The organism is Lysobacterales bacterium, from assembly GCA_014946745.1.
Classification (GTDB): Bacteria; Pseudomonadota; Gammaproteobacteria; order Xanthomonadales; family Xanthomonadaceae; genus Aquimonas.
On sequence record JADCRD010000001.1, the window covers coordinates 810,826 to 829,457 of the forward strand.

Here is an 18,632-nt window from a genome sequence, read left to right on the forward strand (position 1 = left end):
AGCTTGGCGTCCGGGCAAACGCGGACGAGCGCGCGCGACAGCAAGACGCCTGGACGTACAGGGTCAGTGCGCTGCTGTCTCAGCGATGGCCGACCAGGCCGAAGCCGGTCGGACCGTTGTCGCCGACGAGGACGATACGCAGCGAGTCGCCTTCGCCCTGCAGCCAGCCACGGCCGACAAAGGGCATGTCAGAGCGCGTGGTGTCGCTCAGGCTGAACTCGAAGAAGCCGGCGCTGCCCGCGTGCAGCGAGACCGTGCCGCGGTAGCGGCAGTCCGAGCCGAGGTCGAAGCAAAGGCTGCCGTCGGCACCGATGCGCAGCCCCACCGGCAGGTTGAAGAACTGCGTGCGCGTGACCACCCGCCAGTTCTGGGCCAGGGACGCGAGAGTCAGCGGCTGCGACAGCGGCGACGCAGACGGCGCGAGCTGCCAGCGCTCACTGGAGCCGTTGTCGAGCTGCAGGGCCAGCACGCCGCCGTCGGCTCCGATCTGCCAGTCGGCCGATGAGACCGCGGACGGCGCATTGAGCCAGGGCGCCATCGAGTAGCGACTCAGCTCGACGGTTGAGTCCTCGCGTGGCCGGGCCTTGATCAGCGCCCCCGGGAATCCGACGTAACCGGTCACGGGAATGGCGTCCGGGTGAAAGGCGCTGACGGTCTCCAGCGCCCACAGCCGACCCTGCTCGTCGCGTGCGGCATAGCCCCGGCCGTCGGGATAGACGTCGCGATCGATGGTCAGGGCATAGGCAGTCGGAGGATTCGCGTTGAGGTCGCAGTCCAGCCCCGCGATGCGCGTTAGCCGGCGGATCTCGCTGCTGCCGCTGCCGTAGCCGGGCAGGTCGCTGTCCCACTGCAGCAGGCCGCGATCGCAGCTGCTGAAATCCAGCGCGACCTCACCCCAGACGGGCATGTTCAAGTCCTCCCGGCGGAAACTGCCGAAGCGCATGCCGCGCGGCGCGTAGGCGGTGGCCTCGATGCGGCGCCCTTCGATGCGGCCGTCCAAGTACAGGTGCACCGGATTGCCCTGCGGGTCGTAGACGTACCAGAAGACAAGCGCGCGCTCGTTGTTGAGGATTTCTACCGACATGCCGTGTCCGCTCTGTTCGGGGTTGTACCAGGCGCCGCTGATGCCGGGCGGCAGCTGGGCGGCGGCGAGTGCGGGAAGGAGCAGGGCAAGGCAGGCGAGGCTGCGAGGTATGGACGTCATGAAGGTCACTCCGGCAGTGCGAGAAATGGATCCAGCAGGAAAGACGGCAGCGGTACGCGTCATCCCGTCTACGCAGGTTCGACGACGTGCCGCGAAAGGGCGCAGCACAGGCTGCCCGTGCAGGATGCCAAAGCGTCGGCCGCTGCACTGTTGCGTGACTGTAAGCCTGTTGTAGCCGCCCTTCGGGCCTGTGGGCTCGGGCGGTCGGTGGATACACGGAGGGCGTGAAGAGAGCGCGGCCCTCGTCGTGACGGCATCCGGCGGCGTTCGCTGAACGCCGACGTTCCTCTCGCGGCTGATTCGTGCGCGTGTGACCGGGCTCAGCTGCTGAGCGTGACCGGGATGCTGCGCCACTCAGGCTTCGGCGGCTCCAACGGCCGCATCTCGATGCAGTCGACCGGGCAGGGCGGCAGGCAGAGGTCGCAGCCGGTGCAGAGTTCGGCGATCACCGTGTGCATGCGCTTGGGCGCGCCGACGATGGCGTCGACCGGGCAGGCCTGGATGCATTTGACGCAGCCGATGCACAGCTCTTCGTGGATAAAGGCCACCCGCGGCGGCTGCTCCACGCCGTGCTCGGCCGACAGCGGCTTGGGCTCGCGGCCCAGCAGCTCAGCGAGCGCGCGCACGCCGGCTTCACCGCCCGGCGGACACTGGTTGATGTCAGCCTCGCCGCGGGCGATGGCCTCGGCATAGGGTCGGCAGCCGGGGTAGTGGCACTGGCCGCACTGGGTCTGCGGCAGCAGCGCGTTGATGCGCTCGACCACAGGATCCGCATCGACGCGGAAGCGTCGCGCCGCCCAGCCGAGCAGGGCGCCGAGCGCGAGCGAGAGCAGGACGAAGGCGATCAGTCCGCTCATCGCTTCGCTACTGCGCCGACGCCGCGCCGAGATGCGCGCGCAGGGCCTCGCCCATGGCGATCTGCGGCTCGGAGGCCTCCAGATCTTCTGCGGACTCGCGTGCGGCGACCTTGGCCTGGGCCAGGGCGAACGCCTGCTCCCAGTCCAGGGTTTCGTTGAGCGCTTCGATCAGCAGGGCCCGCCCGAAGTAGGTGAAGTCGGAATCGACGCCGCAGCCGAACGAGGTGCGGTCCGCGCGTGCGGCGGTGATCACCAGCGTGTGCTCATCGGCCAGCGCCGGCAGAAAGCCACCCGAGTAGCAGGCCGAGACGATCAGGATGCGCCAGCGGATGCCGGCGTCATCGAGCATCTCGCGCAGGTCTTCGGGCGCGATCGGGTTGAGCGGCAGCGGGTCGAGGGCGACGTGCAGCCGGTGGTCCTCGTAGCCGTGGGTGGTCATGAACAGCAGCAGCACGTCCTCTTCGAGGTTCATGCGCCGGCCGAAAGCCTTCAGCGCCCGCGCGAGATTGGTGCGGCTGGCCAGCGGCGTCGCCTCGACGGTCTGCGGATTGTTCAGCAGGCTCAGCACCCGCGGGCCGGCGCCGAGGCGCTCGGCGAACAGCTGGGCCGCGTACTCGACCTCGTTGCGGAACACGTTTTCGGCGCCGTCGGCGCCAAAGGCCAGGGCGAACAGCTCGCGCTCACCCGGCTCGCCCTTCGGGATGGTCGACAGCGCCTCGCGCAGTCGACGCGGCTGCTCGAACATCAGGGCTTCCGGGTCGAAGTCGAACTGCGGCTGCTCGGCCTCCCACTCGGCTGCAAGCGCGTCCACGTCGGGATACCAGAAGCCGGTGTAGCGGGCGCCCTGCAGGGGCAGCAGGCCGCCGATCGCCATCAGCGCGCACGCCGCCAGGTGCCGCAGGGGTTGGCGCTCGGGCACCAGCCAGCGCAGCAGGCGCCAGATCAGGGCGAAGGCGAACAGCCAGGCCACCAGCAGAAGCAGCGCCGTCTCGCGCTGGCCCGCGGCCGCCGACTCCGCGCCCAGCAGCCCGCCCAGCCAAGCCTCGATGTCCTCGGGGGGATAGAAGGGCAGGGCGGCGAGCAGGATGCGCAGCGGCAGCAGCCCGATCAGCAGATAGCCGGCCAGCGCCCGCCATCCGCCCGGACGCCGCAGCAGTTTGGCGGCAGCACTTGCGAGCAGGCCGAGCAGGGCGACGCTGCCGCAGACCGCCACCAGATGCGCCCAGAACAGTGCCCGTGGATCGGGCACTGCGTACCAGCCGGCAACCAGTTCGACCGCAAGATGCAGTACCAGCCCCCACGCGATCAGCCGGCCCGAAGGCGGCAGCGGACGCGAGCGCGGACGCAGCAGCAGGCCCAGCTTCAGCCCCTGGCCCAGCCCGGCCAGACGTGCGCGCAAGCTCATGCGAAGGCGGCGGGCTCGATGCCGCGGAAGTCGACATGACGGGCGTGGCCGTTCGCGGCCTCGCCCTCACGCGGCTGCGGGTAGTCCTCGGCGCGATCGATCAGCACGGTGCGCAGGCCGGCCGCGCGGGCGGCGTCGAGCTCTTCGACCACATCCGACAGGAACAGAACTTCAGCCGGCGCGAGCTGCAGCGCTTCGGCGATGCGCGTGTAGCTGGCGGCCTCGCGCTTGCCGCCGATCTCGGTGTCGAAGTGGCCGGAGAACAGCGGCAGCAGGTCGCCGGCTTCGCTATGGCCGAAGAACAGCTTCTGCGCGCCGACCGAGCCCGAGGAATAGACGTACAGCGGCAGGCCGGCGGCGTGCCAGGCGCGCAGCTGCTCGGCGGCATCGGCATAGACGTGGGCGGCGAAGTCGCGGTTCTCGTAGCCGGCCTTCCAGAGCATGCCCTGCAGGGCCTTGAGCGCCGTGTGCTTACGGTCCTCGTCGATCCAGCCCTGCAGCACGGTGACGATAGCGCCGCCGGAAGCGCCGGTCTCCATCGCCACCGCATCGACCCAGCGCGCGACCTCGGGGTCCGTGCCGCGGGCCTTGAGAAAGGCCGGCAGGGCGCGGCGCGCGTAGGGGAAGAGCACGTCCTTGACGAAGGAGATCGAGCTGGTCGTGCCTTCGATGTCGGTGAGCAGGGCGCGGATCGTCATGGCCTCAGGCGGCCTCGCGCTCGTAGCGCGGGAAGCGCTGGGCGATGTCGGTGCCGGTGAAGTTCGCCACCCAGCCGGCCGGGTTGTTGAACAGGCGGATGGCGATGAAGTAGGGCTGCTCGCTCATGTCGAACCAGTGGCGCGTGTTGGCCGGCACGCTGATCAGGTCGCCGGCCTCGCACAGCACCTCGTACACCTTGTCGCTCGGGTGCAGGGTGAACAGGCCCGAGCCGCCGACGAAAAAGCGCACCTCGTCTTCGCTGTGGGTGTGCTCGTTGAGGAACTTCTGGCGCAGGGCGGCGCGGTCGGGGTGGTCCGGGTTCAGGCTCACCACGTCCACAGTTTGATAGCCGCCTTCGGCCATCAGCCGGTCGATGTCGGCGCGGTAGGCGTTGATCACTTCGTCCTGCGAGGCGCCCGGCTTGACCGGTGCGGCGGCTTCCCAGCGCTCGAAGCGCACGCCGATGGCGCGCAGCTGCTCGGCGATGGCGGCGTGCTCGCTGCTCTCGAACAGCGGCCATTCGGGCTGTGCTTCGTTGAAGATGCGGATGCGGCTCATGCGTTCAGTCTCCTCAAGTCCAGTTCGCAGGCGAGCAGAAATTCCAGTGCGTCCAGATGGCGGCGGGCTTCCGCCAGGTCGCGGCCCCAGGCGTACACGCCGTGGCCGTCGATCAGGTAGCCGTACAGATTGGGCTGGCCCAGCAGCGGTTCAATCTGCGCGGCAAGCGCGTCCATGTCCTGGCTGTTCGGCAGCACGGGAATGTCGACATCCAGCTCGTGCGTCGCATTGCCGCGAAAGGCCTTCAGCAGCTCATAGCCGGACAGGCGGATGTGGCCGTCCTTGGCGAACAGCCGCGAGGCCACGGTCTGGGTGTGCGAATGCGTGTGCAGCACGCAGCCGATCTCGGGAAAGCGCCGGTAGATCTGCGTGTGCAGACCGGTCTCGGCGGACGGGCGCAGTTCGGTCTGCACACCGCGGCCGTCGAGGTCGACGACCATGATGTCGGCGGGCGTGAGCCGGCCTTTGTCGCGGCCGGAGACGGTGACTGCGATCAGCTCGCCGTCAAGGCGCATGGAGAAATTGCTGCTGGTCGCTGGCGTCCAGCCCAGCCGCGCCAGATCGGCGGCAGCGGTGATGATGTCGTTGGCGCGCTGCGGCAGGGCCGCGCGGGCGGCGTCGGTCAGGGTTTTCATGGGCGCGAAGTGTAGCCGGCTGCGGCGGAGCGGGCGCATGAAGACGCGCACTGAGCCGTTCCGCCGGGGCGATAGCGAGGCCTCGCGGCCCGCGTGCGAGGCAACTGCGAATCGTTCGCGCGGAGCTTCATGCGGCCTGCATCTGCCGATCGGCATGGTGCGCCCACGCCGCCTGGACACGCCCCGCGGCAAGGCATGGCGCTCGCGACTTGACCCCGGTCAACGCGGCACCTTGCCGAGCCGCGTAGGCTGCCGCCCAGCTGCGCTGATCCCCAGCCAACGCCAGGAGTCACCGATGTCCAACACCCCGAGCCTTCCCAGCCGCCGCCAGTTCTTCCGCACCGCCGCCGTGGCCGCGGTGGGCGCGCCCATCGCCTTCAAGCTGATCACCCAGCCGGCAATGGCGGCGTCCACCAAGCCGCCGCTGCCCCTCGACAACCCGCAGGCTGTCGCGCTGGGCTACATCGAGGACGCCGCCAAGGTCGACAAGACCAAGTACGCCCAGTTCAAGGAAGGCAGCAACTGCAACAACTGCCAGTTCCACCAGGGTGCCGCTGGCGACTGGGTCGACTGCATGCTGTTCCCGAACAACAGCGTGGCCGGCCCGGGCTGGTGCGTGTCGTGGGCGCCGAAGGCGGGCTGATCGCTGCAAAGATGCGTCATGCAGAAGGGCCGGCGTTTGCCGGCCCTTCTTTTTGCCTTAGCGGAAGCCGCGGGCCCTCGCTGCGCCTCAGTCGGCGCCCTCGAAGCCGTCAGCGAACATCGGCGCGTCCGTGAGCACCGCGAGGCCCGCAAGCACGGCCGCATCCATCTTGAGAATGCCCCCGGCCAGCTGGCGCGGGCGCAGCAGGTTCTGCGGCAGGTCCGTGGCCTGGTGGTAGTGCGGATAGATGCCCGCGCCGTTCTCCCAGGTGAACATCGCCGGGATGCCGCGGGCGATGAAGGGCCAGTGGTCGGAGTAGGCCTGGGTGCCGGCTTCGATCAGCCGCAGCTCCGGCGCATAGGTCGCCGCCGCCGCGCGATAGCGCGCGAACTCGGCCTGGAAGGCTGACGTGGTTTCGATGCGCGTATCCAGCAGGTCGCTGGTGGCGTGCGCGATCATGTCGAGGTTGATCATGTGCTCGACGTTGGCGAGCTGGCCCGAGTCGGCCAGGCTCTGCACCCAGGCGTAGGCGCCGACCAGGCCTTGCTCCTCACCGGCGAAGCAGGCGAACACGATGCTCTTCTCGGTGGCCACCTGCTCGAAAGCGCGCGCCAGCTCGATGACGCCCGCGCACCCCGACGCATTGTCGTTGGCGCCCGGCTGCGGGCTGGCGCTGCCGTCGCAGCGCGCGCTGTTGCGCGAGTCGTAGTGCGCGCCGACCACGATCCAGCGCTCCGGTCGCACGCGGCCGAGCTTGATGCCGATCGGGTTCTGAAGCTGCACCGGCGGCGGTGCGGGCGAGCAGCTGGTGTTGCTCAGGGTGAAGTCATGGCTGGAGGACACCAGCCCGGCCTCGCCGAACCGCGCCAGGATGTAGTCGCGCGCCTGCGCCAGGCCCGGGCTGAAGCTGTTGCGATTGAAGGCCGACAGCGCAGAGACGGTGGTGAACCAGCGCTCGGTGTCGATCCGTGCGACCAGCGCATCCACGGCGGGGTCGGTGGCACCGCGCGCCTTGGCCATGGCCTCGGCAGAGACTGCCCGGGCGACGACGCCGTCCTTGGGCACCGGCATGCCGCCCAAGCCGCCCAAGCCCGCGACTCGCGCCAACGCCGCCGGGCGGCGCACCAGGCTGTAGCCGCCGACCACCGCCACCACCGGCTCCGGGTAGTGCTGGGTGCAGACCAGATCGCGGACCACGATCTCATCGCGGGCGAGCTGCGCCGGGCCCGCGCGGCTGCCTTCCAGGGCAAGCCAGGCTTCCAGCGCCTTCGGCTCGACGCCCACCAGGCGCTCGCTGCCGAAGTCCACTGTCCACAGAAAGCCGGCGCGCTGCGGCAGTGCGTCTGCTGTCGCGCCGGGCCCCGTGTGGGTCGCCAGCACCACGGTGGGCACCGGGCGCGACGTGGGCTCAGGCTTGGGCTCGGCAGCGCCTGTCGTCGCGGTGAGCGCCGGCAGCCAGAGCAGCCCGAGCAGCCCGAGCAGCAGTTGATGAAGTCGCATGGGCTGCCTCCCCGCAGCCTGCCGCGTGATTCGCGGCAGGCGCAGGATAACTCCGCGACCGCGCCGGCGATGGGACCCGGGCGGACAGAACGCCGAGGACCGACCGCCTTGCGAGCAAGGCTTGGCAGTCGCCTGCCGCCGCGCGCGGCAGTGACGGTCGATTCCGCATGCGACTTCCGCCGCGGAGCCTGTCGGCCGGGTTGAGAACTGCGCCGCGCTCGCGCACCCTGTGCGGCCGCCGGAATCGGCGGGCCTCCCCGTACTCACAGCCAAACGCTCCCATGGACCTGATCGACGACCTCACCTGGCGCGGCCTGCTGGCCGACTGCACCGACACCGACGCGCTGCGCAAGCGCCTGGCCGAGGGACCGATCACGCTGTACTGCGGCTTCGATCCGACCGGCGATTCGCTGCACGTCGGTCATCTGATGGGCCAGCTGACCCTGCGCCGTTTCCAGCGCGCAGGGCATACGCCCATCGCGCTCGCCGGTGGCGCCACCGGCATGATCGGTGACCCCTCCGGCAAGTCGGCCGAGCGCAATCTGCTGACCCGCGAGCAGCTCTCCCACAACATCGCCTGCATCAAGGACCAGCTGGCCCGCCTGCTCGACTTCGGCAGCGGCGCCAACCCCGCCGTGCTGGTCGACAACGCCGACTGGACCGCGCCGCTGTCCTTCCTCGACTTTCTGCGCGACGTCGGCAAGCACTTCCCGCTGAGCGCGATGCTGGCCAAGGACTCGGTGAAGTCACGCATGGCCGGCGAGAGCGGCATCAGCTACACCGAATTCAGCTACCAGCTGCTGCAGGCCTACGACTTCTACCACCTGCGCAAAGCCTTCAACTGCGAGCTGCAGATCGGCGGCTCCGACCAGTGGGGCAACATCACTGCCGGCACCGAGTTCGTGCGCCGCAAGCTCGGCGTGCCGGTCTACGGCTGGACCTTCCCGCTGATCACCAAAGCCGACGGTTCGAAGTTCGGCAAGACCGAATCCGGCGCGGTCTGGCTGGACCCGGCGCGCACCAGTCCCTACCGCTTCTACCAGTTCTTCGTGAACACCGAAGACGCCAAGGTCAGCGAGTACCTGCGCAAGTTCACCTTCCTCGACCGCGCCGACATCGAAGCCTTGGAGGCCGCCCACGCGGCCAACCCCGGCGCCCGCGAAGCGCACCGGGCCCTGGCCCGCGAAGTGAGCACCGTGGTGCACGGCGCCGAGGCTACCGGGGCCGCGATTGCGGCCAGCCAGATCCTGTTCGGCGCCGAAATCGGCGACACACCGGAAGCGGTGTTCGAGGACGTGATTGCCGAGATCCCGAACGCTGAGCTTGAGCGCGCCCAGCTCGAAGGCGAGGGCGCCGCACTCGTCGATCTGCTGGTGCTGAGCGGCCTGTGCCCTTCGAAAGGCCAGGCCAAGCGCGATCTCGAAGGCGGCGGCATCTACGTCAACAATCGCCGCAGCACGGGCAGCGACCAGCGTCTGCACGCCAGCGACCTGCTGTTCCACCGCTACTTGCTGCTGCGCCGCGGCAAGAAGAGCTACGCCGCACTGCGGGTGAACTGAGGCACGCAAGGCCGCCGCCGCCGGCCGTCATTGAGCCTGCGCGGTCGCGGCAGGCCATCACAGCGCGGGAGCATTGGCGCCGACGATCGCCGTCAGTCGCACCGCATGTGGCGGGCGCGCTTCCGCTGCTGCGCCCGCGCTTGTGCCTTCAGGCCGCCAGCTCCCCCGTCTGCAGCCGCCACAGCCCCGCGTACAGGCCGTCTCGCGCCAGCAGCGCTTCGTGGGTGCCGGACTCGACGATGCGGCCTGCGTCCAGCACATGGATGCAGTGCGCATGGCGCACGGTCGACAACCGATGCGCCACCACCAGCACGCTGCGGCCCTGTGCGGCCTTCGCCAGCGAGCGCTGGATTGCGGCCTCGGTCTCGTTGTCGACCGCAGAGGTCGCTTCGTCCAGCACCAGCAGGGGCGGGTCGCGATACAGCGCACGGGCGAGCGCGATGCGCTGGCGCTGGCCGCCCGAGAGCGTGTGGCCGCGTTCGCCGACTTCCGTGTCGAAGCCCTTCGGCAGCGCCGCGATGAAACCGTGCGCCTCGGCCGCGCGTGCGGCGGCTTCGATGCGCGCGAAGTCGGGCGTGGCGTCGCCGTAGGCGATGTTCTCGGCGACCGTGCCATCGGTGAGGAAGGGCTCCTGCGCGACATGGCCGATCTGCCTGCGCAGCAGGCTGCGCGGCAGCTCCTCGATGTCGATGCCGTCGAGCTCGACGCGGCCGGCGCTGGGCGTCTCGAAGCGCAGCAGCAGCTTGATCAGGGTGCTCTTGCCGCTGCCGGTGGCACCGACCAGGCCCACGGTGTGGCCGGCCGGCACGTCCAGATCGATGCCGTGCAGCACGTCCGTCTCGCCATAGGCAAAGCGCAGGCTGCGGAAGCGCAGGGCGCCGTGGACGCGCTCGCCCAGCTGCCGCTGACCGCGGTCGGCGGGCTGCGGCAGGGCCAGCAGGTCGAACACCCGACGCACCGAAGTCATGCTGCGCTGATACAGGTCGGTGAGTTCGGCCAGCCGCGTCAGCGGCCACAGCAGGCGCTGGGTGAGGTAGACGAGTGCCGAATAGCTGCCGACGCCGAGCTCGCCGCGCAGGGTCAGCACGCCGCCGTAGAGCAGAGTGGCGACGAAACCCGCGAGGATGGCGATGCGGATGACCGGCGTGATCGCCGCTGCCACGCGGATGGCCTCGGCATTGCGCTCGCGATAAGCGGCGCTGGCGTCGTCCAGATGCTTCAGCTCGGCGCTCTCGGCGGTGTAGGCCTGGATGGTCGCCATTCCCTGCAGGTTGTTCGACAGGCGCTGGGAAATGCCGGCGGCGGCTTCGCGCGCGGCGGCATAGCGCGGCTGCAGGCGTCGCATGAACCAGAAGGCGCCAAACAGGATCAGCGGCACCGGCAGCAGAGCGAGGATGGCCAGCGGGGCCGAGAGCACGAAGAACACCGCACCCACCAGCAGGGTCGAGCAGAACACCTGGATCAGATCGTGGGCGCCGTTGTTCATGAAGCGCTCGATCTGGTGCACGTCCTCGTTCAGCACCGACGACAGTCGACCGCTGCGCGCATCCGCCAGCGCGCCCGGCGTCAGCCCCTGCAGATGCGCGTAGGCCTCGATGCGCAGGTCGTGCTGCAGGCTCTGCGCCAGGTTGCGCCAGCGCACCATCGCGAGGTACTCGGTCAGCGACTCCAGGCCCCAGATCAGCACGGTCAGTGCGGTGAGCAGCAGCAGCTGATGGATCGGATCAGGCAGCCCCATGCGCGCGATGAAGGACTCGCGCTGGTTCACCACCACGTCGACAGCGATGCCGATCAGGATCTCCGGCAGCACGTCGAAGACCTTGTTGAGCACCGTGTAGACGGTGGCGATCGAAGCGGTGCGGCGATAGCTGCGGGCGTGGCCCAGCAGGCGGCGTAGCGGGTGCATGGCGCGGGCCCCGGCAAGATGGCGAAGCCGGGCAGTGTAGGCGTCCGCGCTGCGGCCGCGCGTGCCATTGGGGGCGCAGAAGAACGCGGCCGGACCTCATGGCACCCGGCCGCGTTCGGTCAGACGAGGTCTGAGATCAGGCCGCGCGCGCGGGCAGGCCCTCGTGGGCGCGCTCGTTGGGGCGATAGGTCTCGTACACCACGACCGTGATTTCCAGCTCACCCAGATGCTGTTCGATCAGCGGTTTGACCTCGGCCCAGTCGAGACCACCGACGCCGGTGGCCAGTCGCGGCAGGGCGAGGCTGGCCCAGCCTTCCTTTTTCACTTCCTTGGCCAGCGCGCGCAGCGCGTGGTTCACATGCTGCACCGTGGCCTTGCCGGCTTTCGCGCCGTGGTCGTACGCCGCCTCCTGGGTGAACAGCGCGACGATGCGGCTGGGGTAGACGCCGCCCCAGCTCCAGATCTCGCCGGCCTTCGGGTGCTGGGTGTGGCAGTAGTGGCGGAAGTCCTTGTACATGGCCGGCACCGCCTCGTGCAGGGCGAAGGCCAGGCCCTGGTCGAAGGCATCGTTCGGGGCGACGCCGTGGGCAATGGCCTCGGCCTGGCTGTGGCGGATGTCACCGGATACGTAGCGGATCATGGGGCCTCCTTCGAAGGCGTGCGGGATACGGCCCCATGCTGCGCTTCGACGAATCGCCGGGTTTTGACAAGTCTCAAGCCACCGGGGGCATAGGGTGGGTCTTGACCCACCAAAGCCGAACGCTCGCGTCGATTTCGGTACTTGCCGTGCCGATGAAGCCACCGGCGGAGCGAAGGCAGCGCCTCGAAGCGGTGGGGCGAGACCCACCCTATTGGAAGCGGACGCATAGGGTGGGTCTTGACCCACCGGAGCCAAACGCTCGCGCCGGTTTCGGGAATACGCTCGCACGGGTTTCGGCAATTGCCGCGCCGACGCGGGAACCGGCGGAGCGAAGGCAGGGCTTCGACGCGGTGGGTCAAGACCCACCCTATGGGCAGCGGATGCGTTGGGTGGTCTTGACCCACCGGAGCCAAACGCTCGCGCCGGTTTCGGAAATACGCTCGCACGGGTTTCGGCAGTTGCCGCGCCGACGCAGGAACCGGCGCAGCGAAGGCCGCGCTTCGACGCGGTGGGTCAGGACCCACCCTATGGGACGCAGTGCACGGTCCCGACGGGCGCCGGATGGAATGCGCTGTCTAGAACCCGCCGCGCACGCCAATGCCGATGCTGATTCGCGGCCGCTCACGGGTGTTCCAGTCGCGCGGCCACAGATGGATCTCGCGTGCGTCGACTTCCGGCAGCGTCAAGCGTTGCTCGCCAAGCTGCACCTCGCGTTCGCCCGTGATGCGCCCGGTCAGCGTGAGGAAGCGTCCGGGCACGACTTCGTTGGGGTCCACGCTGCCGGCACGGATCGCGATGAAGCGCCCGCCGTCCCGGCCCTGCGGGATGGGTCTGGCCTGCGCGTCAGTGGGGAAACCCAGCACCTCGATCTCGACGTAGCCCTCGTACTCGTTGAGGGCGATGACCATGCCGCCCCACAGCACGCTGCGATCCATCTGCGCCTCGATCTGCGCGGCGACGGCGCTGGGCGAGGGGCTGGGCTCGGTCGGCGCGTCGCGGAACAGCGGCGTCGGCACACAGGCGGTGAGCGCCAGCGCGATCAGGGGAGACAGCAAGCTGCGCATCTTCATGTGCCTTCCTCACGTTTCAGCCAGTCCAGACGGGTGCTGGGATGGGTTTCGCCCAGGGCTTCGCGCAGGTAGGGCAGGGCCTGCGACAGCGCCTGGTCGAAGCGATAGGGCGGGTTCACGATCAGCATGCCGCAGCCGTTCATGCGCAGCGGCGAGTCGTCGGGCCGCACCAGCAGTTCGGCCAGCAGCACCGACTTTGCCGGCAGCTCGGCGGCGCGCCGCAGGAAGCGCGCCACGCCGGCGCGCCGCTTAATCGGGAACCACACTGCGAACACCGCCTGCGGCAGGCGCTCCAGTCCCTGGCGCACGGCGCCGAGGATGGCGTCGTACTCGGCTTCCTGGGCTTCGAAGGGCGGGTCGATCAGCACCAGGGCGCGGCGCTCGATGGGCGGCAGCAGGGCGCGCACGGCAGCGTAGCCATCGCGGGCCTCGGCTTTGGTGCGCGCGAAGGGCTCCAGCGCCGCAGCCAGCGCCGACTGCTCGCCCGGCTGCAGCTCGCAGGCGACCAATCGATCCTGCGGACGCAGCGCGCGTGCGGTCAGCAGCGGTGAACCGGGATAGGCGCGCAGCGGGGCGATGCCGTGGCCGCTGTGGGCGAAGGTCTCGGCATCGAAACGGTCGACCGCGTCGACATAGGCGGCGACCAGCGGCGGCGGGCTGGCGCGGCGCTTGGGCTGCTGCTCGATCGGGCGGCGGTCGATCAGCTTGAGGATGCCGCCCTCGGCCTCGCCGGTCTTCTGGGCGTCTCCCGAATCGAGCAGGTAGCCGCCGCGACCGCCGTGGGTGTCGAGCAGCAGAAAGCCGGTGTCCTTGCGCTGGAAGGCCTCGATCAGGCCCAGCAGGGTGGCGTGTTTGAGAACGTCGGCGAAGTTGCCGGCGTGAAAGCTGTGCTTGTAGTTCATCGCCTCATTATGCGGGCGCGCTCGGCTCACGGTGACTTCCGGCGCAGAGGCATTCAGCCCGCGGCGGCCGTACAGTGCGCCCCGGAGCGGGCATGGAGCCCGCTGGGGGAGAGACCATGAAGAAGCTGCTGAAGTGGGGGCTGCGCGGGTTCCTCGTGCTGCTGCTGGCGGGCGGTGGGCTGCTGGCGCACACGATCTGGTTCAAGCCGCTGAAGATCGAGTGGTTCTACGAGCGGGTGTTTGTCGAGTTCGCTTTCAATAGCCCGGAGCTGCTGTCCTCGCTGCGGATGCTGCCGGGCTGGCTGGACTGGTACAGCGATGAGTTGGACGATGCCTCGCTGGCCAGTGAGGAGGCCCTTCGCGCCAAGGTGCGCGACGACCTCGCCACCTTGCGCAGCTACGACCGCCGCGCGCTGGACGCCGAGGGTCAGCATTCCTACGACCTGCTGGAGACATTTCTGGCCGTGCAGGTCGAGGGCGAGCGTTTCGCCTATCACGACTATCCCTTGAACCAGCTGTTCGGCGTGCAGAACGGCCTGCCGACCTTTCTCGCCACCCAGCATTCGATCGCCTCCACGAGCGATGCCGAGAGCTACCTCGCGCGTCTCGCCGCGGTGCCTCGCAAGCTTGATCAGGTGCTGGAAGGCGTCCGCCATCGCGAGTCGCTGGGCATCCTGCCGCCGCGCTTCGTGGTGGAAAAGGTGCTGACCGAGATGCGCGGTTTCCGCGACGCCGCGCCGGAGCAGAACATCCTGTATACGAGCTTCGACGAAAAGCTGGGCAAGCTCGAAGGGCTGTCGGGCGAAGATCGCGCGGCCCTCCTGGCGCGCGCCAGCGCCGCCATCGTCGAGCATGTGCAGCCGGTGTACGGCCGCCTGATCGACTACTACGACGCGCTGCTGCCGAAGGTGCAGAACAACCACGGCGTGTGGGCGCTGCCGGACGGTGAGGCCTACTACGCCTGGGCTGTGCGCTCGCAGACCACCACCGACATGACGCCGGACGAGGTGCATGCGCTGGGCCTGCGCGAGGTCGAGCGGATCGGTGCGGAGATGGACGCCATCCTGCAGGCGGAAGGGCTGATCGAGGGCAGCATCGGCGCGCGCGTGCAGCAGATCGCGCAGCGACCGGACCAGCTGTATCCGAACACCGACGAAGGCCGCCAGCAGATCATCGACGACTTCCAGGCCATCATCGACGAGATCGATCAGGGCATCGGCAGCGCCTTCAACCTGCGGCCGGCGGCAGGCGTGAAGGTCGAGCGCGTGCCGGAGTTCCGCGAGAAGACCGCGCCCGGCGCCTACTACAACGCGCCGGCCTTCGATGGCTCGCGCCCGGGCATCTTCTACATCAACCTGCGCAATACGGCAGAGGTGGCGCGCTTCGGCATGCGCACGCTGGCCTACCACGAGGCGATTCCGGGCCATCACTTCCAGATTGCGATCCAGCAGGAGCTGAAGGATGTGCCGACCTTCCGCAAGCTGCTGCCCTTCACCGCCTATGCGGAAGGCTGGGCGCTGTACACCGAGCGACTGGCCTGGGAGATGGGCTTCCAGAAGAACCCGCTGGACAACCTCGGCCGCCTGCAGGCCGAAATGTTCCGCGCCGTGCGCCTGGTGGTGGACACCGGCCTGCACCACAAGCGCTGGACCCGCGAGCAGGCCATCGACTACATGCTGCAGATGACCGGCATGCCCGAGACCGATGTGGTTGCCGAGATCGAGCGCTACCTGGTGATGCCGGGCCAGGCGCTGAGCTACAAGGTCGGCATGAATGCGATGCTGGACGCCCGCGAGCGGGCCCGCAGCGCGCTCGGCGAGCGCTTCGATCTCAAGGGCTTCCACGACGTCGTACTGCAGTCGGGCTCGATGCCGATCACGCTGTTGAACCGCCGCGTCGATGCGTGGATTGCGGCGCAGAAGTCGGGTTGATCGGAGGATGAGGGGCGTGTCGCCCTGAAGGGGCCGCGCCCATCGGGGCGCGGGAGCCGACCCTGCGGCTTCCGCGCCCTGTGCCCCAGTATCGCCGCGCGCAAGCGCTCAGGGTAAGACACGCTCTTTCGGGCCAAGTCTCCACAGCCCGCTCTTCGTGCCCACCCTGCGGGTCGCGAGCAAGCTCGGGCCTGCAAACAGCTGGGCTTCGCGGGACGACCCGCGGAGAGCAAGGGTTCTGTTTTTGTTCGTCTGCTGCCGTGGCTTGCAGGAGACTGCTGGCAGGCGACCGCGGCCTTGGCATCGTCAGGCCGCGCGTGTGGCGAGCTCGAATGCCTGGCCAACACCCGGCGTTCGGGATCGGAACGTCGCGAAGGCTGAGCCTCGCCCGCCGGCGTACCCGGCGGGCGAGGCGAGCTGTGCTACTCGCCCAGCAGATGCTTCTGCCAGAACAGCATGCTGGCAGCGCTGAAGTAGTCGTTGTTGGTCTTCTTGGCGAAGCCGTGGCCCTCGTCCTGGAACACGAGATACCAGACGTCACCGCCATTGCCCTGCACGGCGTCGACGATCTGATCGGCCTCGGACAGGGGCACGCGCGGGTCGTTGGCGCCCTGGGCGACGAACAGCGGCGAGCGGATCTTGTCGGCGTTGTTCAGCGGCGCGATCTCCTCGAAGAACTTGGCGATCTCAGGCTCGCGCTCATCGCCGTACTCGGCGCGGCGCAGGTCGCGGCGGTAGCTCTCGGTGTTCTTCAGGAAGGTGCTGAAGTGCGAGATGCCGACCACGTTGATACCGGCAGCGAGGCGGTCGGCGTAGTCGACCAGGGTGGCCAGCACCATGTAGCCGCCGTAGCTGCCGCCTGAGACGCCGACTTTCTCTGCGTCGAGGCCCGGCTGCTGGGCGATCCAGTCGAGCAGGGCGCCGATGTCCTTGACCGAGTCCTTGCGCTTCAATCCGTTGTCGAGGTCGAGAAAGGTCTTGCCGTAGCCGGCCGAGCCGCGCACGTTCGGCACCAGCACCGCCACCTGCAGCTCGTCGAGCATGAACTGCACGGCCGGGCTGAACACCGGCAGGGCCTGGGCCTCCGGGCCGCCGTGGATGTTGATCACCACCGGCAGCTTGCGGTCGGCCGGCACGCCGGCCGGGCGGTAGTAGAAGGCCGGAATCGACAGGCCGTCGAAGCTCTCGTAGCGGATCAGCGTGGGCGCAACGAAGCGCGAGGCGTCGAGGCCGCCGACTTCACCCTCGGTCCAGCGGGTCAGGCTGCGGGCGGCCAGATCGACCACATAGACATCGCTGGGCGTGATCGCGCTGTTCAGCGTCAGCGCAATGCGGCCGCCGTCCGGCGAAAAGCCCATGCCGCCGATCACGCCGACCGGTAGTTCGGGCAGGGCCACCGGCTGATGGTCGGGCAGGGACAGCACGTGCAGTCGGAAGATGCCGTCTTCGTTGCTGGCGTAGGCCAGATGACGGCCGTCGGAGGCGATGTCGAAGGCCACCACATTCCAGTCGAGATCGGCTGTGAGCACCTGCACCGGCTGGCCGGGGCGGTGGTAGCGCAGGCGGCGGAACTCGCTGTTCTCGTCGGAGATGAAGTAGATGCCCTCACCATCGGGCGCGTAGCGCAGGCCGCCGAAGGCCGCTTTGCCGCCCTCGACCGGGAAGCGTTCGAGCGTGCCGGTCGCAAGATCGACCTCGCCCGGATAGGCCTCGTTGATCGACACGTACTGCTGCACCAGCAGGCGCTTGCCGTCGGCCGAGAAGTCGCTGGCGTACCAGGTGCCGCCCTCGGTGAGAACGGCGCGCGCTTCACCGTCCAGCGCGCGCACCCAGATGTCGCTGTCGCGGCCGTTGCGGGCGGTGCTCGACCAGGCGAGCAAGCGACCGTCGGGCGACCAGATCGGCTGTTCGTTGCGGCTGCGGCCGCCGTCGGTGAGCAGGCGCGTGCTGCGGCTCTCCAGGTCGTAGTGGTAGAGCTGCCAGAACTCGGAGCCGCCGACGTCCTTGCCGAACACGAAGCCGCGGCCGTTGCTGCCCGGCTGGGCGCGCACCGAGGACACCGGTTCCTTGTGGAAGGTCAGCTGCTCGCGCATACCCAGCGGCGCGCGCACGCGGTGCACCTGGTTGGTTTCGCCGAAGCGCGTGCCGATCAGCAGCTCGCTGTCGCTGGCCCAGCCGGCAAAACTCGCCGGTCGCGTGTTCTGGTAGCGGTCGAGGCGCTCGATGAGATCGGCCGGCAGCTCGGGCACGCCTTCGGTCACGCGGTTGCCGACTTCGATGCGTTCGGCGGCGGCGGCGGGCAGGGTGAAGGCGAGGCTGAGTGAGACCAGCGCGACGCAGCGCAGGCTTCGCTTGAGGGGTTGCGGCAGGGTCATGAGCGGCGGGCCCGAGGCTTGGACAGGCCGCTCAAAGTGCCGACTGCGCGGGCTGTGCGCGGGTGCCAGAAGGCAGGGCGTGCGCCTTCAGCCGCGCGAGTCGTGATCTTCAGCGCAGATCGACGTCGACGTAGGCCTGCTCGATGGCGCGCTCCAGCGCAGCGAACACGTCGCGCGCGGTTTCAAACTCGCGGCGCAGACCGGGCAGGATGCGGATCAGCTCCTGTTCCTCCGGCGTGCTGATCTTCGCGGACGACAGGCGCATGCCGGCGGTGAGGTAGCGGGCGCGATGCTCGGCCACCACGGTGGCGAGTTCCACCACGTGCTTGCGCTCGATCTTGGGAATGTCGCGATGGATCACTTCCCGGTTGATCTTGCGGATCTCGCGCTCGATCTCCTGCAGCGCGTAGCGGTGCCGCTTCATCAGTGCGTCTTCGTCGTCCTGGGGCAGCATGCGGACCTCCGCGCGGGGTGTGCTGGTCTGCGGCATGCAAGTTCCGCGCTTGGGCCGGCGTCAAGCCTGTGCTGCGCCTTTACGCAGGGGCGTGAGGCTGCCGCTCGCGGCTATGCTTTGCGGGCTGGTTGCCGGACGCGCGAGGGGGGGCGAGCGCTACTCAGTCTCTCGATCCCCGCTGTGGAGCCCCTCTCCCCTGGTGGGAGAGGGGTTGGGGAGAGGGGGCGCACCTTGCGCGAGACTCGCCTCCTCCCTTGGCCTGCCGTCGCTTCGCTCGGGCTCCGAAGAACGTCG

16 protein-coding genes are annotated in these 18,632 nt (G+C 69.0%); 3 read left to right on the forward strand and 13 right to left on the reverse strand.

The window, feature by feature from the left end; translation table 11 throughout:
* Positions 1 to 79: 79 nt before the first annotated feature.
* From H4O13_03425 to H4O13_03450, 6 genes are all read right to left on the reverse strand, one after another.
* Positions 80 to 1,204 (reverse strand): hypothetical protein, encoded by a 1,125-nt coding sequence (locus H4O13_03425; GenBank protein MBE5314432.1) that lies wholly within the window; start codon positions 1,202 to 1,204, stop codon positions 80 to 82.
* A gap of 320 nt (positions 1,205 to 1,524) precedes the next feature.
* The gene (gene rsxB / locus H4O13_03430; protein MBE5314433.1) at positions 1,525 to 2,061 is read right to left on the reverse strand and encodes an electron transport complex subunit RsxB; all 537 of its coding nucleotides are present in this window, start codon (positions 2,059 to 2,061) and stop codon (positions 1,525 to 1,527) included.
* A gap of 7 nt (positions 2,062 to 2,068) precedes the next feature.
* Positions 2,069 to 3,466: a peptidase C13 gene (locus tag H4O13_03435; GenBank protein MBE5314434.1), complete on the reverse strand. Its 1,398-nt coding sequence runs from the start codon at positions 3,464 to 3,466 to the stop codon at positions 2,069 to 2,071.
* Positions 3,463 to 4,164 (reverse strand): acireductone synthase, encoded by a 702-nt coding sequence (gene mtnC, locus H4O13_03440; GenBank protein ID MBE5314435.1) that lies wholly within the window; start codon positions 4,162 to 4,164, stop codon positions 3,463 to 3,465. Before mtnC ends, H4O13_03435 begins: the two co-directional genes overlap by 4 nt.
* Before the next feature lie 4 nt (positions 4,165 to 4,168).
* A complete protein-coding gene (locus H4O13_03445; GenBank protein ID MBE5314436.1) occupies positions 4,169 to 4,723 on the reverse strand; it encodes a cupin in 555 nt (184 codons plus the stop codon).
* Complete coding sequence (locus tag H4O13_03450) at positions 4,720 to 5,358, reverse strand: methylthioribulose 1-phosphate dehydratase (GenBank protein MBE5314437.1); 639 nt, start codon at positions 5,356 to 5,358, stop codon at positions 4,720 to 4,722. Before H4O13_03450 ends, H4O13_03445 begins: the two co-directional genes overlap by 4 nt.
* 400 nt (positions 5,359 to 5,758) lie before the next feature.
* Here H4O13_03450 and H4O13_03455 point away from each other — a divergent pair, with 400 nt between their 5' ends.
* A complete protein-coding gene (locus H4O13_03455; protein ID MBE5314438.1) occupies positions 5,759 to 6,001 on the forward strand; it encodes a high-potential iron-sulfur protein in 243 nt (80 codons plus the stop codon).
* Positions 6,002 to 6,088: 87 nt separating this feature from the next.
* Here the strand turns inward: H4O13_03455 and H4O13_03460 are convergent, their stop codons facing one another.
* Positions 6,089 to 7,501 (reverse strand): M28 family peptidase, encoded by a 1,413-nt coding sequence (locus tag H4O13_03460; protein ID MBE5314439.1) that lies wholly within the window; start codon positions 7,499 to 7,501, stop codon positions 6,089 to 6,091.
* Positions 7,502 to 7,782: 281 nt separating this feature from the next.
* On the opposite strand from H4O13_03460, the gene H4O13_03465 reads away from it, so the two are divergent.
* Positions 7,783 to 9,060, forward strand: a complete 1,278-nt coding sequence (locus H4O13_03465) for a tyrosine--tRNA ligase (GenBank protein MBE5314440.1) — start codon at positions 7,783 to 7,785, stop codon at positions 9,058 to 9,060.
* Positions 9,061 to 9,208: 148 nt separating this feature from the next.
* Here the strand turns inward: H4O13_03465 and H4O13_03470 are convergent, their stop codons facing one another.
* The 4 genes from H4O13_03470 to H4O13_03485 form a co-directional block, all read right to left on the reverse strand.
* Complete coding sequence (locus H4O13_03470) at positions 9,209 to 10,966, reverse strand: ABC transporter ATP-binding protein (GenBank protein MBE5314441.1); 1,758 nt, start codon at positions 10,964 to 10,966, stop codon at positions 9,209 to 9,211.
* Between the two features lie 136 nt (positions 10,967 to 11,102).
* Positions 11,103 to 11,606 carry a macro domain-containing protein gene (locus H4O13_03475; GenBank protein MBE5314442.1) on the reverse strand — a complete coding sequence of 168 codons (504 nt, stop codon included), beginning with the start codon at positions 11,604 to 11,606 and terminating at the stop codon, positions 11,103 to 11,105.
* Between the two features lie 575 nt (positions 11,607 to 12,181).
* Positions 12,182 to 12,676: a Slp family lipoprotein gene (locus tag H4O13_03480; GenBank protein ID MBE5314443.1), complete on the reverse strand. Its 495-nt coding sequence runs from the start codon at positions 12,674 to 12,676 to the stop codon at positions 12,182 to 12,184.
* The gene (locus H4O13_03485) at positions 12,673 to 13,578 is read right to left on the reverse strand and encodes a 23S rRNA (adenine(2030)-N(6))-methyltransferase RlmJ (protein MBE5314444.1); all 906 of its coding nucleotides are present in this window, start codon (positions 13,576 to 13,578) and stop codon (positions 12,673 to 12,675) included. Before H4O13_03485 ends, H4O13_03480 begins: the two co-directional genes overlap by 4 nt.
* Positions 13,579 to 13,694: 116 nt before the next feature.
* Between H4O13_03485 and H4O13_03490 the strand changes: the two genes are divergently transcribed.
* Positions 13,695 to 15,509 carry a DUF885 domain-containing protein gene (locus tag H4O13_03490; protein MBE5314445.1) on the forward strand — a complete coding sequence of 605 codons (1,815 nt, stop codon included), beginning with the start codon at positions 13,695 to 13,697 and terminating at the stop codon, positions 15,507 to 15,509.
* A gap of 422 nt (positions 15,510 to 15,931) precedes the next feature.
* Here the strand turns inward: H4O13_03490 and H4O13_03495 are convergent, their stop codons facing one another.
* A complete protein-coding gene (locus H4O13_03495; protein ID MBE5314446.1) occupies positions 15,932 to 17,884 on the reverse strand; it encodes a S9 family peptidase in 1,953 nt (650 codons plus the stop codon).
* A 109-nt stretch (positions 17,885 to 17,993) separates the two neighbouring features.
* The gene (locus tag H4O13_03500) at positions 17,994 to 18,338 is read right to left on the reverse strand and encodes a hypothetical protein (GenBank protein ID MBE5314447.1); all 345 of its coding nucleotides are present in this window, start codon (positions 18,336 to 18,338) and stop codon (positions 17,994 to 17,996) included.
* Positions 18,339 to 18,632: the final 294 nt, after the last annotated feature.